The sequence below is a fragment of the Desulfovibrio sp. genome (assembly GCF_009712225.1).
In the GTDB taxonomy this organism is placed as follows: Bacteria; Desulfobacterota; Desulfovibrionia; order Desulfovibrionales; family Desulfovibrionaceae; genus Desulfovibrio.
Window position 1 is genome coordinate 317,650 of sequence record NZ_WASP01000003.1, and the last position, 13,392, is coordinate 331,041.

Below are 13,392 nucleotides of genomic sequence, written 5' to 3' on the forward strand. Positions count from 1 at the left end.
AGCCGCGCAACGCCCAGTCCGCGCACCCAGAAGCGTATTCATTTGAGCAGGTTTGCCCAGTAGGCACATTATTGCCGTTAGGGCAAACGCAGCTCAATCCAGCTCTCTGCCCACCCACACGGCCCTGCCGATAATGCGCACCATACCCGCCAGATGTTCGCTGGTGTCTGCCTCTATGGGCGCAAAATCGGGATTGATGCTGGTAAGAATGAGCTTGCCCGGCATGGCGTCCAGTACCTTCAGGTACACCATGTCTTCCACGCCCACAGCATAAATTCTGCCCGGCACAGGTTCGCGCTGACTCTGGTCAATAAGCACCACGTCGTTGTTCACTATGCGCGGCTGCATGCTGTCGCCCGAAACGCGCAACAGCACCATCTGCGTCGGGTTGCCCTTGCGCCGCAAAAAATCCCACCTGAAGGCATAGTGGCGCAACACGTCCCCGTCTGTCTCAAAGCTGCCCGCCCCCGCAGACAGCCGCGCCTCGGCCATGGGAACCATCATGAGCCGCGCCTCGGATGTGTGCACTATCCCCCCGCCACAGTCACCGCGCCCTGCCAATAGCCAGTCAAGAGAACATTCCAGCGCTTCTGCAAGACGTACAGCATGGCTGCCCTTGGGCATCTGGCCATTCTCATACTGTTGGATGGTCGTCAAACTCAGCCCCACCGCCTCTGCAAGAACCTGTTTGTGCAAACCCAGCATTTCCCTCCGCTGACGCATGCGCGTACCAAATGCTGATATCAGGGGCGATTGTGCTGTCTTCATAATTTTCCCTTGTTTTTTATTGCCCAAAGACCAACAACATAGCATTGCCTGGTCGAACACGAAACGTTTCTTTCATATGACAATGCTTCCTTTTGTGCATATCTATATTTGTTTTCAATTAATTTCAAGTTTTCCTCAAAACACAAAGAAAACCTTTAATTCTATACGATTCCGGCGCATATCGAGACGCAAAAATCAAAAAGTTAATTAACAATAACAGCAAGTTAAAACTTTTCTGTTTCGTGAAACTTTTCCTTGACTATCCCCTCGAATAGTGATTTTTCTATTTTACGGCCCCGCAAATTTAATTTTCTATTTTTGGAGCATAGCATGTCCGCATTTCACGACGATATCCAAAACCTTACCGCTGTGCTGGATTCCCTACATTCTGGCGTATGTGCATTCCAGCAACCGGTTTTGCGTTTGGTAATAGACCATCTGCGCCTTCTGGCCAGCCTGAAGGAACAGGATCCCCACGCCCAGACTTGCCCGCTTTCACAAACACCTCCCAGCACACCGGCAATGCCGACACACCACATACTGGCGCGCACCTGCCCCATTGTGGAGACGCGTCATGACCAATAGGCATTCAGAGACCGCAACGCCCGACAATGACCAGTCGGCGGCGGCCCAGGCTGACAAGATTGACCCCGCTGCAGCAGATACCGCGCGCACCAGCCGCAAAAATGCGGCCAGCTGGGGTACCCCCCGCAACAATGATGACAATGAAAAACAGTGGATCGAGCTGATCGAGCACCTGCCCGACAATGCCCAACTCTTATGGAGAGCAGTTGACGATCTGCGCCTGTTCTGGCGGCTGCTGCATGCCTTTGGAGGCCAGAGCATCCGCGTGCCGCGCACCCTTCCAAAAGACAAGGCGCACACATTGCGCAAAACCCTTGGGGTGACTTGTCTGCGCAGGCTTATGGCGGTTTTTGGCGGCACAAACATATATGTGCCGCGTTGTGCCGCGCTTATGAACCGCCTGCGCCAGCGCGACATCATCAAGGATTTTTCGCACCGCACCCGGCGCGGCTCAAGCAGCACGGCTGCGGTTGCGAGTCTGGCGCGCCGTCACGGCATATCAGATCGCCGGGTGTGGCAGATTCTGAAAAAAGAAAGTTCCGTTCCCCCACACGCCCATCTTATTCTCAGACTGGGCGATTCTGCCCGGCAGTCCAGCTGCTCCCCCCGCAGTAACAGCTGACGGACCATAAAACTCACGTCCTCAAAAAATTTTAAGCCAGCGTACTAGCTGGCTTTTTTTCTTCATCCAAAATCATTCCCGTTAATAATTCTCGCCAAACAGGCTTGAACCAAGGGTTTCAGCTTACTGAAACCCTTCAGTCTTACGCGCGCCACTCTTTTTGGCATGTTGTGCACACGCCGCCCCCGTACGGCCACATAAAAAGCAAGGAGTGCGCCATGCCCAGCCAGTTTGAAACAGCCCATGCCTTTACCGCCCAGTGGGAGGGCGGCCTAACCGACCACCCTGCCGATCCCGGCGGCCTGACCAACTACGGGGTGTCCCTGCGCTGGGTGCAGGATCTTGCCCAGCAGGCCCGCCAAAAGTGCCTGCGCCAGCACAAAAACTGCGATGCCTGCCCCGATGCGCGTACCCTCGGCTGCACCTGCTGCGACATTGACCTGGACATGGACGGCGACGTGGACGCCGACGATATCCGCGCCTGCACCCGTGAACAGGCGGCAGTGCTGTTCAAGAAACACTTTTGGGATGCTCTTGGTTGCGCTGCCTTGCCCCTGCCGCTGGCCGTCACCCTGTACGACGGCGCGGTAAACATGGGCCCAGGGCGGGCAGTACGCCAGTTGCAGCAGGGCATGAACGCCGTGGGTGAAGCACAGCTCGACCACTACACCCCCATTGCCGAAGACGGCATTCCCGGCCCCCGCACCGCCGAGCTGGCCGAAGCACTTGAGGCAACCAACCTGCACTGGTTTGCCGCACGACAGATACTGCGGCTACGCGATGCATTTTACCGCGATCTGGCCGCCAGACGGCCATCGCTCAAGGTCTTTCTCGAGGGCTGGCGCAACAGGGTCAAGGCTCTCGGTCAGCATCTGGCCGAGCTTGAGCGGGAGGAAAACTAACATGTGGGCACTGCTCGGTTCTCTTCTCGGCGGGCTTACTGGAGCGGTGGGCAAGATACTGCCAGACCGCGGCAAGCAAAACGAATCCCAAAGCCGCGTCAACGAGGCAGAGGTCAACGGCGCCCCCGCCAGCGTCCTGCGACTGTGGCGATCATTCCTGGGCTGGATGCTCACCCTGCTCTTCGGCTGGGAGGTAGCGGGTCGGCTCATCATTGTTCCCCTGTTCTTTCCCGGCTGGTGCGAACACCTGCCCCCCTCGGCCCTCAACCAAATCATGACCCTGCTGCTCGGCATGCTGGGGCTGGGCTTCTAGCCACATCGCAGACCACGCAACTAGCCTTAAGGAAACGCAATCATGGACATTTTTTCTTCACATGGGGCAAGCCTGCTTGTGCTGTTGGTGCAGGTCCTGTTTGCCTGGGCGCTGTGGAGCCTGCGGCGCGCCTTTGTACGAGCTGAAGACTACGCGCTGCATGTGCAGCGCGATGCCCGGCGCGAGGCCGCTACGGCACGCAGACTAGGATCGCTTGAGGAGCACCTGCGGCTCACTCCCGATACGGCAGACATGGCGGGCCTGCACAGCGAGCTGGCCGCCCTGCGCGGCGAGATACAGGCGCTTAACGCCCGGATCTCCGGGCTGGACAGACTGCTTGAACGTCTGGAGCACAGCTTTGACCGACACGAAGACCACCAGCGCCATGCAGTGCAGCCTTCTGCATCTTTTGGTTGCCGCGCAGCCTCGGACCAGACAGGAGGTTGCAACTGATGCCCCCCGCCAAACGCCGTTCAGCCACGCGCAGCGCCCCCCTGCTGGACAGCCTTGAGCAGCGCCTCGACCTGCTTACCCGCACACTCAGCGCCGCAGACATTGCGGAAAAAAGTATAGATATAGTTAAGGAAATCAAAGAACTGCATGCGATATTACGCTCTCTGCGCGACGACGTCTCGCCCGACACCCCACCCCGCATGGTGGTCGTGTGGGGCGGCCCGCCCAGCGCCGCGTCCGGCAGGCTGCCGCATGCTCCCGGCAAGGATGGTTCTGCCGCCAGTCATTCACACACGCAAACCGGGTAGAAACCCATCTTTCAAACCTGTTAACAACAAAGGGTTTTAGTTCATGTCTCAGCCAGAGCCGCACGTCATCCCGTACACGCCTCGCCCCTTGCAGTGGCGCTTTCACGAGGAACGCTCGCGCTTTTGCGTACTGCTCTGCCACAGGCGCTTTGGCAAAACCGTGGCTGCCGTCAACGACCTTGTGCGTCAGGCCCTGCGAGTGGGGCGCGATGACTGGCGTGCGGCCTATGCGGCTCCCTTTCTGGGGCAGGCCAAAGCCGTGGCCTGGGATTACTGCAAGCGCTTTGCCGGGGCGGTACCCGGTACGCGTTTTCTCGAGAGCGAGCTTGTCTGCATATTGCCCACCGGCGGGCGCATCCGCCTGCTGGGCACGGAAAACGCGCAGGCCCTGCGCGGGCTATACCTGGACGATCTGGTGCTGGACGAACCCGCTGACATGCCCCGTCAGGTATGGACCCAGGTACTGCGACCAATGCTGGCCGACAGACAGGGGCGGGCGCTCTTTTGCGGCACGCCTCAGGGCACGGACAACCTGCTCTACGATGTGTGGCAGCAGGCGGGCGCAGACACGCAGGGTTTATGGTCGCGCTTCCGCTTTCCGGCATCCGAAACCGGCTACCTGCCGCAGGAAGAACTGGCGGCTGCCCGCCGGGGCATGGACGAGGCCGAGTACCTGCAGGAATTTGAATGTTCCTTTGCTGCCGCCGTTCGCGGGGCGTATTACGCGCCTCTGCTCGATGCGGCAGAACGCGAGGGGCGCATCCATCCTCTGCCTCATGCCCCGGAGCTTCCCGTGCATACGGCGTGGGATCTGGGCATGGATGACGCCACGGCTATCTGGTTTTTTCAGGTGGAACCTTCGGGCTGCTGGCGCATCATTGATTATTACGAAGCCTCCGGCGAAGGGTTGGCCCACTATGCGCAGGTGCTGGCGGCCAAAGCCCGGCCAGCAGGGGTGGCTGACGGTTCCATGCCAGATGGCAGCCTTGAGGGACGCGGCTTTGTCTACGGCACGCACATTGCCCCGCACGACATCCGCGTACGCGAGCTCGGCACCGGCCAAAGCCGGTGGGAAAGCGCCGCCCAGCTGGGCATACGCTTTACCATGGCCCCGGCCCTGCCGCTGGCAGATGGCATAGACGCCCTGCGCCGCCAGCTGCCCCGATTCTGGTTTGATGCGGGGGCCTGCGCCCACGGCCTCAAGGCCTTGCGGGCATACAGGCGACGCTGGCGGGCTGGCGCAGGTCAGGAAGCACAGGCTGGTTCTGGCCCGCTGCACGACTGGGCAAGCCATGCGGCAGATGCCCTGCGCTATGCCGTTACGGGATTTCGTCCGCAGCAGGAAATTGCGCCCGCCGCGCGCCGCGCACGCACCAGTTACGATTTTTTTGGAGGCAGCCAGTGAGCTTTTTCTTTGCTCCCATGCACGCACAACCTGACCGCGACGCTGTGTTCCACCGCATGCAGGCCGAAGGGCTTACCGCCTGTGCCATGAGCGCGCTGGCAAACCCCACGCTCGAACAGTGGCGGCACATCACGGCCCCTGAGCGGGCCGTTCTGCTGGGCTGCCATGGCGCTGAGGCGGGGCACGCCGCAACAGGCCCAGCCCCATCTGCCCGGCTACTTGCCTGCGCCATGTTCAGCCCCCGGCGCGGGCGCGTGTGGGAGTTTGATTTCACCACCTTTCGTAACGCGGCGGCACTGGCTGTGCCTATGGCACGCGGCGGTCTTGGCTGGGCCTTTGACAACCTCGACTGCGCCGCGGTCATGGGTCTGTGCCCCTCCCCAAATCGCCATGCGTGGCGGCTGGCCGAGAGCTGCGGATTCCGAGTGCTTGGGCATTTGCCAGATGCGTGTCTGCATGCCCGCAAGAATGCCTGGGTTGACGGAGTACTGGTGCTCTGCACCCCGCAGAGTCTGGCGGATATTGAAAAATTGTAAATTTCGGCAATCCCCAACCACAAGGAGCTCATCATGGGATTTGGAGGAGGCGGCACGCCCGATGTGCCTGCGGTCGCGCCCGTACCCAAGCAGGAAGTGGAGAAACCCGTAACCGAAGCCGCCACAGCAGCCCGGCAAAGCCAGAAGGACAAGGCTGCAAAAGCTGCTGGCATCAACGGTTCGGTGTTCACAAGCCCGCTCAGCCGCAATGACACAACCCGTAAAACCATGCTGGGGCAGTAGCATGACGGTATCTTCATTCACGGCCACTGCGCAGGAAGACTCTGGTATTGCCTCCGGGCTGGAGGACGTACAGGCACTCTCGCGCCGCTACGATTCCCTGCTTCGCCGCCGGGCCCCCTGGGACAGCGCGTGGCAAAGCCTCGCAGACCATTTTTTGCCCACGCGCTGCCGTCTCAACCCGCAGGCAGATGTGGCAGAGGAAGGCCCCATGCTCAACCGGGGCCTTGTGGACGCCACCGGCATTCTGGCCATGCGCACCCTTGCGGCAGGCCTGCAGGGCGGGCTTACCAGCCCCGCGCGCCCGTGGTTTCGCCTGAGCCTTGACGATACGGAACTGGCCCGCAGCCGCGCAGGTCAGGCATGGCTCGACGAAGTGGCCACGCGCATGCGCTCGGTCTTTCAGCGCTCCAACTTCTACAACGCCATGCACACCCTGTATGGCGAACTGGGAACCTTTGGCACTGCCTTTGTTTTTGAACTGGCCGACCCGCAGAACGGCTTCCGCTTTGTGCCCCTCTGCGCGGGAGAATACGCACTGGACTGCGACGCCACGCGCAAGGTGGACACGGTGTTTCGCCGCAGCGCCATGACCCTGCGCCAGATTATGCAGGCCTTTGGCCCTGCCGCCCTGCCAGAGACCCTGCGCGAAGCGGCACGGCGCAACCCAGACGAACGGCGCAATGTCATTCAGGCCGTTTACCAGCGCGAAAACGCCCTGCAAGGGCAGTGGGACCCGACGCGTATGCCTGTGGCCTCCGTGTACTGGCTGGAAGGGCGCGACGGCAACCGCCATGCCCTGAAGATTTCGGGGTTTCGGTCATTCCCCGGCTTTGGCCCGCGCTGGGATGTGGCGGGCAACGATGTGTATGGGCGCTCGCCAGCCATGGATGCCCTGCCCGACTGCCGCATGCTGCAGCAGATGGGCGTCACCACGCTCAAGGCCATCCACAAGGCAGTGGACCCGCCCATGAGCGTGGCGGCGGGGCTGCGCTCTGTGGGGCTTGATCTCACACCCGGCGGCGTCAACTACGTGGACAGCGCACCGGGGCAGAGCCCGCAGGCAGCCACGCCCCTGCTCCAGATCAATCCCGATCTCGGCACGGCGCGCAAGGCAATGGAATCGGTGCAGGACCAGATACGCAAGGGGCTCTACAACGACCTGTTCAAGCTCATTCTTGAGGGACGCAGCGGCGTGACCGCCAGCGAAATTGCCGCAAGGGAAGAAGAAAAGCTCATTCTGGTTGGCCCTGTGCTGGAGCGCCTGCACGACGAACTGTTTATTCCGCTCATGGACCGCACCTTTGAATGCATGCGCGACCTCGACATGCTGCCCCCCTGCCCGCCCGAACTGGCGGGCCGACGCCTGCGAGTTGAATTTGTATCGCTGCTGGCGCAGGCGCAAAAGTTGGTGGGCATCAATGCGGCAGACCAGTACCTGGCCCTGACCCTCAAGGCTTCGGCTGCCTGGCCCGAAGCCCTCGATATCCTCAATGTCGATCATCTGCTCGACAATTATGCAGAAAGCCTGGGCCTGCCAGTAAACCTCACGCGCTCGTCTGAAGAACGCAAACAGATGCGTACCGCAAGGGCCGAGGCCGCACAGGCGCAGACCGTCACCGAAGCGGTGCAGAAAGGCGTGGACATGGTGCGCGAGCTGGCGCAAAGCCCCCTCGAAAACCCCGACGGCAAACAGGGCAGTGTACTCGACAGCCTTGTGCGGATGCTACGCCACGCCCTGCCCGGAGGCCTGGACCGAGATCAGGTTGAGCTAACACCAAAGCCCAACCCGATGCCAGAGGCAGGACATGAACCCAAACCAGCGGGGACCCCCTGATGGATGTTTTCGCCCTCTACGAACAGGAGCAGCAAAACACAGCCCACAATACCAGCCGGGCTGACGCCCTCGATGCCGCCATGCGGCAGGCAGTGGACGGGCTGATGGCAAACCCGCAGGGACGCCTGCTGCTGCGCTGGCTGCTGCACCTGTGCCGCAACTTTAGCGTCGAAGAGGTGGGCATCGTACCCCAACCAGCTGAAAGCGCACGGCTTTTCTTTACCGAAGGCCGCCGCATGGTGGGCATGCGCCTCATGCAACTGCTGCAACAAGCCAACCCCAGCCATCTTCCTGCTCTGCTGCAAACAAAGGAGAACGACGCTCATGACCTCAGCACCCTCTGATCTTTCCACCGGTACAGTGGGCGATTTAGCTCCAGCGGACGACATGTCCAATGCCTTTGCCAGTGGTATGCCCAATGGCGGTAATTCCGCACCTGCTTCTGCATCTGCCCCGGCCCCAGCGGCTGCAGAGGGCTCACCCGACCAGCAGGGGCAGCAGGTCGACCCTTTTGCCCAGCGCCTGCACGAGCACGAAACAAGCCAGCGGCAGCAATGGCAGGAGCAGGTAAACCAGTGGCGCAGAGAAGTCACGGAAGACCCCCACATCGGCGGGGCCAACCTGCCCGCCACCGTGGCCCGTGCCCAGCTTGCCCTTGACCGTTTTGACGATGGCAAGCGCATTGGCCAGCTGCTGGAACAGACCGGCTATGGCAATAATCCTGATGTATTGCGGTTCTTTAACCGCCTTGCAGACGCCCTCATGGAGGACGGGCTGGTGCAGGGGCAGGCAGGCGGAGCCATGCCGCCGCTTGAGGAACGCATGTACGCGGGCTGGAGCTCGCGCAACGGCAGGGCCTGATTCTCTGCCCGCAGATTTTGCAACCGCACTGATTCAGTAAGCACAAAACAAAAAATACGAGGGTATTATGGCTAATTCCATGGGTTTGGTGGTGTCCCTGGCTGAAATGGAACAGTTCTACCGTGGCGACAAGGCCGGGCAGATCATTGAGCTGATGAACAAAACCAACGACATCATGGACGATGTGCTCTGGATGGAATCAAACCAGAGCGACGGACACCTCACCCGCATCCGCACCGGTCTGCCCGAAGTATACTGGCGCAGGCTCTATCAGGGCACACCGCCTTCCAAGTCGCAGTGGAGCCAGGTCAAGGAAGGCTGCGGCATTCTCGAGGCCATCATGGAACTGGACGTGGAAGAGCTGCGCCTCTACGGCAGCCGTGACAAGGCCTTTCGCATGAGCGAGGGCGTGGCCTTTGCCGAGGCCATGCGCCAGAAGGTCGCCACCACCCTGTTCTACGGCAACAGCAACATCAACCCCGACGAATTCAACGGTCTTTCCATGCGCTACCCCGCGCAGGACGCCAAAAACGTGCTGGACGCCGGGGGCCGCGATGCGGACGGCTGCACCTCGCTGTGGCTCATTTCGTGGGGTGCGCAGTCTGTTCACGGCATCTACCCCAAGGAGAGCAACGGCGGTCTCTCGCACGAAGACCTCAAAACCTATATGGCGCAGGACCCCGATGGCCGCAAATACCAGGTGGTGGGCGACAAGTACAACTGGCGCTGCGGCCTTGCCGTGCGAGACTGGCGTGGCATCGTGCGCATTGCCAACCTGCCCGTGGCGGCGCTGGGCAAGCGCAAGGGGCAGAGCGGCTTTGTGGATCTGCAGAAGCTGACCATCGAAGCCAAAAACCTCATGCCCCAGCATCTGCGCCAAAAGGCCGTGTGGTACGCCAATGCCGATGTGCTTACTGCCCTTGAACTGCAGAATTCGGATGCGGGCAACGTGCAGCTTCAGTACGGCGAATTTTTCGATTCCAAGGCCGTGCCCGTACTTCATGGCCGCCCCGTGCGCCAGTGCGACGCCATCCTTTCCAGCGAGGCCGTGCTGTAACGCACATCTGTAAGCGGCGGCTAAGGTTCCTGTAGGAGCCTTAGCCCCGCAACCAGACGCTGTTTCAACCCAATTTTGCATACACGCCCGCCAAAGGAGCCCCATGTCCATCATCGACCGCAACTGCTTTTTTTTTGAAGGCCCCCTTACCTCCAACGCCACAGGCAATGCCGTGGGCCTCACCGGCCTGAAAATTCCGGGCCGTATGGAGCCCATGCCCCTGCGCCTTTCAGTGACGGAGGCCTTTTTGCCCGCCGAAACGCAGAGCCTGACCATTACCATGGAAGAATCCGACAGCGCCGACGGCCCCTGGTCCACGGTTACCGGGGCAACGGTCAGCGTTGACAACAGGGAAGAAGCCCCGGCTCTTGCCCTTGGTGCCCGCCCCTACCTGCGCTTTTTGCCGCAGGGTGCCCGCCGCAGCTGGCTACGCCTTTCTTTTGCTGTCACTCCCGTGGCTGGCAAAACCGTAAGCCAGGGGCGCATCTTTGCGGCCCTCACCCGCGAGGAAGACCTGCCCTACGAACCCGCAATCATGGCTGGCTAACGCCTGCTGTCAGGCCCTGAGCCTGCCCCCTCCAGCATTGGCCGAACTTCCGGGGGGCTCTGCTCTCCGGAAGTTTGCGGCACCCCCTTCATCACAGGAATTGCCATGACCATCAGCCAGATAAGCGTTTGGAATCGCGCGCTTGGTTTTCTGGGTACGCGCAGCGTCGCCTCTGAACAGGAGAACACGCCCGAAGCCCTCCAGTGCCGCCTGTACTGGGATTCCGCCCGGCGGCAGGTGCTGCGCGACTTTCCGTGGAGCTTTGCCCAACGCAGGGCTTGGATGGCCCTTGTGCCCCTGCCCGATGGCTTTGCGCCAGAATTTCGTTTTGCCTACGCCCTGCCCGACGATTGCCTCAAGGTGCACGAGGTGCGCCACGAGGGCATTACCGCCCGCCCATTTTGCCTTGCCCAGAACGCGGCGGGCGACGGTTCGCTGCTGCTGACCGACGCTGCGCGCGCCCTGGCACTGTACACCGAAGACGTACGCAACAGTCGCCTGTTTGACGATCTTTTTGCGCACATGCTGGCCCGCAAGCTGGCTGCCCTTATCGCCGCTCCGCTGCTGAAGGGCAGCAGCCAGAAAGCCGCTGAGCTGGAGCAGCTCTATGCCGACAGCCTTCCCCCGGCCCGTAGTGCCGCTGCCTCCGAGCGCAGCGACCGTCCGGTGGAAGATCCCTGGCTTGCCGTGCGCTGAGCCAGCCCCACAGACACCCCAAACCAGTAAGGAGCCGGCATGACCCTGCCCTACAGCCCAAGCCGCGCAGTATACCATGGCAACGGCGCTGCTACGGCCTTTCCCTTTGCCTTCAAGGTCTGGAATACGGACCAGCTCAGTGTCAGCCTCACCTCGCCCGATGGGCGCACGACCCCGGCGCAGGGCTGGTCGGCCAGCCTTGGCGAAAGCGGTGGAACAGTCACCTATCAGCACAATGGCACACCGCTGCCAGCCGGGTGGCGGCTTGCCATTGTGCGCGACATGCCCTTTGCCCAGGGTATAGACCTTGTTTCAGCCTCGCGCTTTGACCCGCAGGTGATAGAGGACGGGCTGGATCAGGCCACCGCAGAGTTGCAGCAGCTCGGTGAAAAAATCGCCCGCGCGGTAATTATGCCCGCCACCAGCGACCAGTCACCGGAAGAGGTCGTAGCGACCATCTACGCCAGCCGGGATGCGGCAGCAGCAAGCGCAGATGCCGCAAGTGCACAGGCAGTGGTGGCACAGGCCAGCGCAGACGCAGCAGCCAGCAGTGCCGCCACTGCGGCGCAAACAGTGCAAACCGCGACCACAGATGTTGTAAGTGCCGCCACTGCACAGGCCAATGATGCCCACACCAGCGCGCTGCTGGCGGCGCAGGCTGCTGCAAGTGCCGCTGCCGCATCTGGCGGTCTGGCACCCCGCATGGACGCCACGGAACAAAAAATCGCCCAGCAAGGCACTCGACTGGACGCTGCGGAGGCAAAAAATTCGCAGCAGGATACGCGGCTGACAAACGCTGAAACAGCCTTGGCCAGCAAGGCCAATACCGACCTGAGCAATGCTACCGGCAACGCAATTGCAAAGTACTTTTACGCGCGCGACGAAAAGCCCTCTGGCACCAGTGGAGGAGCAACATCATCAGGCACCTGGAACACGCGGGACATAAACACCATAAAAAACAATTATATCGGCGCATCGTTAGCCAGCAACAAAATATCACTGCCTGCGGGCAGATATCACATTCGGGCAAATGCGCCCAGCTTTGCGGCAGAAACAACCCGGCTGGCAATATACAATGCCACATCGTCGGCCTACATGCTGCACGGCCCCACAGGCCGCACCAATCCTGGCTCGGCCCACATTGTTCAAACCAGCGTCGAGGGGGAGGTTGTTCTCGATACTCCCTCACAGATCGAGCTTCGCATGTGGACGCAGTCTGCCAACTCATATGGCATGGGTTACCCCGTGGCGGGCGTACCTGGCGTTGCTGAAATATACTCGGAGTTGCGCGTATGGAGAATGTAATCAACATCCGCATGGCACTTGAACAGCTTGGCACGGGCTGGCGGTTTGGCGGCTCGGTGACCGATGGCAACGCATCCGCATGGCAGGCAGTAACGTGGGAAGACGAGCGCGCAAAACCCACATGGGCAGACCTGTGCGCAGCGCATGCCGAGGGCCTGCACACGGGCATATTTGTGGCCCTGCGCGCCGCCCGCGATGCGCGCCTCATGGCCACAGACAAATACCTGCTGCCAGACTACCCCATAAACGAGGCTGACCTTGCGGCAATCAGGGCTTGCCGCGCAGCCCTGCGCGACCTGCCAGAGCAGCCAGGTGCTCCATGGGACGGCGGCGGCGAGAACACCCCCTGGCCCGTCGCTGCCTGCGCCGCACAAGTGGAGCAGCCATGCGCGTAGCCCTGCAAAACTTTACGGGCGGCGAAATTTCGCCCACGCTCTCGGCACGGTACGATCTTTCGCGCTACCGCAATTGTGTTGCCTGCATGGAAAACATGCTCCCCGGCCTGCATGGTGATGTGGCAAGACGGCCAGGCACCCGTTTTCTAGCCGGGCTTGATGCCAGTTCTGTGCTGTTGCCTTTCAGCTTCAGCTCACTGCCCGCGCAGAATTTCATCCTTGTACTGGGCGAAAAATCCCTGCGCATAGCTACGGTTGATGGCTTTACCACAGCACCAACCATTGCCACACCCTATGCGGCGCAAGACCTGCTCTCCATCTGCCACGCGCAGGTGGGCGACGTGGTCTATCTGGCTCACCCGGCCTACCCCCTGCACAAGATCGTGCGGCGTGACGCCGATGGCGGCTCGTATGCCTGGAGCCTCGAAGAGGTGAAACTCAACACATCCCTGCCCGCTCCGGTGACGCCAGACGTATCATTCACCGGCAGCGGCGGCAGCTACACCCTGCGTTACAAGGTGGCTGCGGTGGATGCCAGCGGCAGACAGTCGCTGGCATCCAC

18 protein-coding genes and 1 pseudogene are annotated in these 13,392 nt (G+C 61.2%); 18 read left to right on the plus strand and 1 reads right to left on the minus strand.

Annotated features, from left to right (window positions below; all coding sequences use genetic code 11):
- Window positions 1–93: 93 nt before the first annotated feature.
- Complete coding sequence (locus F8N36_RS02545) at window positions 94–768, minus strand: S24 family peptidase (RefSeq protein WP_291331168.1); 675 nt, start codon at window positions 766–768, stop codon at window positions 94–96.
- A 330-nt stretch (window positions 769–1,098) separates the two neighbouring features.
- On the opposite strand from F8N36_RS02545, the gene F8N36_RS02550 reads away from it, so the two are divergent.
- From F8N36_RS02550 to F8N36_RS02635, 18 genes and pseudogenes are all read left to right on the plus strand, one after another.
- Window positions 1,099–1,353 (plus strand): hypothetical protein, encoded by a 255-nt coding sequence (locus F8N36_RS02550; protein ID WP_291331169.1) that lies wholly within the window; start codon window positions 1,099–1,101, stop codon window positions 1,351–1,353.
- Window positions 1,343–1,975 carry a Mor transcription activator family protein gene (locus F8N36_RS02555; RefSeq protein WP_291331170.1) on the plus strand — a complete coding sequence of 211 codons (633 nt, stop codon included), beginning with the start codon at window positions 1,343–1,345 and terminating at the stop codon, window positions 1,973–1,975. Before F8N36_RS02550 ends, F8N36_RS02555 begins: the two co-directional genes overlap by 11 nt.
- Before the next feature lie 218 nt (window positions 1,976–2,193).
- The gene (locus tag F8N36_RS02560) at window positions 2,194–2,877 is read left to right on the plus strand and encodes a glycosyl hydrolase 108 family protein (protein ID WP_291331171.1); all 684 of its coding nucleotides are present in this window, start codon (window positions 2,194–2,196) and stop codon (window positions 2,875–2,877) included.
- Between the two features lies 1 nt (window position 2,878).
- Window positions 2,879–3,190, plus strand: a complete 312-nt coding sequence (locus F8N36_RS02565) for a hypothetical protein (RefSeq protein WP_291331172.1) — start codon at window positions 2,879–2,881, stop codon at window positions 3,188–3,190.
- Between the two features lie 42 nt (window positions 3,191–3,232).
- On the plus strand, window positions 3,233–3,643 hold the full coding sequence (locus F8N36_RS02570) for a DUF2730 family protein (RefSeq protein WP_291331173.1): 411 nt from the start codon (window positions 3,233–3,235) through the stop codon (window positions 3,641–3,643).
- On the plus strand, window positions 3,643–3,951 hold the full coding sequence (locus F8N36_RS02575) for a hypothetical protein (RefSeq protein ID WP_291331174.1): 309 nt from the start codon (window positions 3,643–3,645) through the stop codon (window positions 3,949–3,951). Before F8N36_RS02570 ends, F8N36_RS02575 begins: the two co-directional genes overlap by 1 nt.
- Before the next feature lie 43 nt (window positions 3,952–3,994).
- Complete coding sequence (locus tag F8N36_RS02580) at window positions 3,995–5,356, plus strand: terminase family protein (protein WP_291331175.1); 1,362 nt, start codon at window positions 3,995–3,997, stop codon at window positions 5,354–5,356.
- Between the two features lie 17 nt (window positions 5,357–5,373).
- On the plus strand, window positions 5,374–5,892 hold the full coding sequence (locus tag F8N36_RS02585) for a GNAT family protein (protein WP_291331176.1): 519 nt from the start codon (window positions 5,374–5,376) through the stop codon (window positions 5,890–5,892).
- Between the two features lie 33 nt (window positions 5,893–5,925).
- Entirely contained in the window at window positions 5,926–6,135 is a 210-nt protein-coding gene (locus tag F8N36_RS02590) for a hypothetical protein (RefSeq protein WP_291331177.1), read from the plus strand.
- Window position 6,136: 1 nt separating this feature from the next.
- On the plus strand, window positions 6,137–7,969 hold the full coding sequence (locus tag F8N36_RS02595; protein ID WP_291331178.1) for a portal protein: 1,833 nt from the start codon (window positions 6,137–6,139) through the stop codon (window positions 7,967–7,969).
- The gene (locus tag F8N36_RS02600; protein ID WP_291331179.1) at window positions 7,969–8,313 is read left to right on the plus strand and encodes a hypothetical protein; all 345 of its coding nucleotides are present in this window, start codon (window positions 7,969–7,971) and stop codon (window positions 8,311–8,313) included. The genes F8N36_RS02595 and F8N36_RS02600 overlap by 1 nt, the downstream gene beginning before the upstream one ends.
- Window positions 8,294–8,830 (plus strand): hypothetical protein, encoded by a 537-nt coding sequence (locus tag F8N36_RS02605; protein ID WP_291331180.1) that lies wholly within the window; start codon window positions 8,294–8,296, stop codon window positions 8,828–8,830. The genes F8N36_RS02600 and F8N36_RS02605 overlap by 20 nt, the downstream gene beginning before the upstream one ends.
- Window positions 8,831–8,897: 67 nt before the next feature.
- Entirely contained in the window at window positions 8,898–9,887 is a 990-nt protein-coding gene (locus F8N36_RS02610; protein WP_291331181.1) for a major capsid protein, read from the plus strand.
- A 103-nt stretch (window positions 9,888–9,990) separates the two neighbouring features.
- Entirely contained in the window at window positions 9,991–10,434 is a 444-nt protein-coding gene (locus F8N36_RS02615; RefSeq protein ID WP_291331182.1) for a hypothetical protein, read from the plus strand.
- A 105-nt stretch (window positions 10,435–10,539) separates the two neighbouring features.
- Entirely contained in the window at window positions 10,540–11,130 is a 591-nt protein-coding gene (locus F8N36_RS02620) for a hypothetical protein (protein WP_291331183.1), read from the plus strand.
- Window positions 11,131–11,169: 39 nt separating this feature from the next.
- Window positions 11,170–12,435, plus strand: coding sequence for a hypothetical protein (locus tag F8N36_RS02625; protein ID WP_291331184.1), 1,266 nt, complete (start codon window positions 11,170–11,172; stop codon window positions 12,433–12,435).
- Complete coding sequence (locus tag F8N36_RS02630) at window positions 12,423–12,830, plus strand: tail fiber assembly protein (RefSeq protein ID WP_291331185.1); 408 nt, start codon at window positions 12,423–12,425, stop codon at window positions 12,828–12,830. The genes F8N36_RS02625 and F8N36_RS02630 overlap by 13 nt, the downstream gene beginning before the upstream one ends.
- A pseudogene (locus F8N36_RS02635) lies at window positions 12,821–13,392 on the plus strand (hypothetical protein); the annotation flags it as partial. The gene F8N36_RS02630 and the pseudogene F8N36_RS02635, both read left to right, overlap by 10 nt.

Excerpts from the sequence above, each read along its gene's own strand:
- F8N36_RS02545 (WP_291331168.1), bottom strand. The coding sequence starts at position 768 with ATGAAGACAGCACAATCGCCCCTGATATCAGCATTTGGTACGCGCATG.
- F8N36_RS02550 (WP_291331169.1), top strand. The coding sequence starts at position 1,099 with ATGTCCGCATTTCACGACGATATCCAAAACCTTACCGCTGTGCTGGAT.
- F8N36_RS02555 (WP_291331170.1), top strand. The coding sequence starts at position 1,343 with ATGACCAATAGGCATTCAGAGACCGCAACGCCCGACAATGACCAGTCG.
- F8N36_RS02560 (WP_291331171.1), top strand. The coding sequence starts at position 2,194 with ATGCCCAGCCAGTTTGAAACAGCCCATGCCTTTACCGCCCAGTGGGAG.
- F8N36_RS02565 (WP_291331172.1), top strand. The coding sequence starts at position 2,879 with ATGTGGGCACTGCTCGGTTCTCTTCTCGGCGGGCTTACTGGAGCGGTG.
- F8N36_RS02570 (WP_291331173.1), top strand. The coding sequence starts at position 3,233 with ATGGACATTTTTTCTTCACATGGGGCAAGCCTGCTTGTGCTGTTGGTG.
- F8N36_RS02575 (WP_291331174.1), top strand. The coding sequence starts at position 3,643 with ATGCCCCCCGCCAAACGCCGTTCAGCCACGCGCAGCGCCCCCCTGCTG.
- F8N36_RS02580 (WP_291331175.1), top strand. The coding sequence starts at position 3,995 with ATGTCTCAGCCAGAGCCGCACGTCATCCCGTACACGCCTCGCCCCTTG.
- F8N36_RS02585 (WP_291331176.1), top strand. The coding sequence starts at position 5,374 with ATGCACGCACAACCTGACCGCGACGCTGTGTTCCACCGCATGCAGGCC.
- F8N36_RS02590 (WP_291331177.1), top strand. The coding sequence starts at position 5,926 with ATGGGATTTGGAGGAGGCGGCACGCCCGATGTGCCTGCGGTCGCGCCC.
- F8N36_RS02595 (WP_291331178.1), top strand. The coding sequence starts at position 6,137 with ATGACGGTATCTTCATTCACGGCCACTGCGCAGGAAGACTCTGGTATT.
- F8N36_RS02600 (WP_291331179.1), top strand. The coding sequence starts at position 7,969 with ATGGATGTTTTCGCCCTCTACGAACAGGAGCAGCAAAACACAGCCCAC.
- F8N36_RS02605 (WP_291331180.1), top strand. The coding sequence starts at position 8,294 with ATGACCTCAGCACCCTCTGATCTTTCCACCGGTACAGTGGGCGATTTA.
- F8N36_RS02610 (WP_291331181.1), top strand. The coding sequence starts at position 8,898 with ATGGCTAATTCCATGGGTTTGGTGGTGTCCCTGGCTGAAATGGAACAG.
- F8N36_RS02615 (WP_291331182.1), top strand. The coding sequence starts at position 9,991 with ATGTCCATCATCGACCGCAACTGCTTTTTTTTTGAAGGCCCCCTTACC.
- F8N36_RS02620 (WP_291331183.1), top strand. The coding sequence starts at position 10,540 with ATGACCATCAGCCAGATAAGCGTTTGGAATCGCGCGCTTGGTTTTCTG.
- F8N36_RS02625 (WP_291331184.1), top strand. The coding sequence starts at position 11,170 with ATGACCCTGCCCTACAGCCCAAGCCGCGCAGTATACCATGGCAACGGC.
- F8N36_RS02630 (WP_291331185.1), top strand. The coding sequence starts at position 12,423 with ATGGAGAATGTAATCAACATCCGCATGGCACTTGAACAGCTTGGCACG.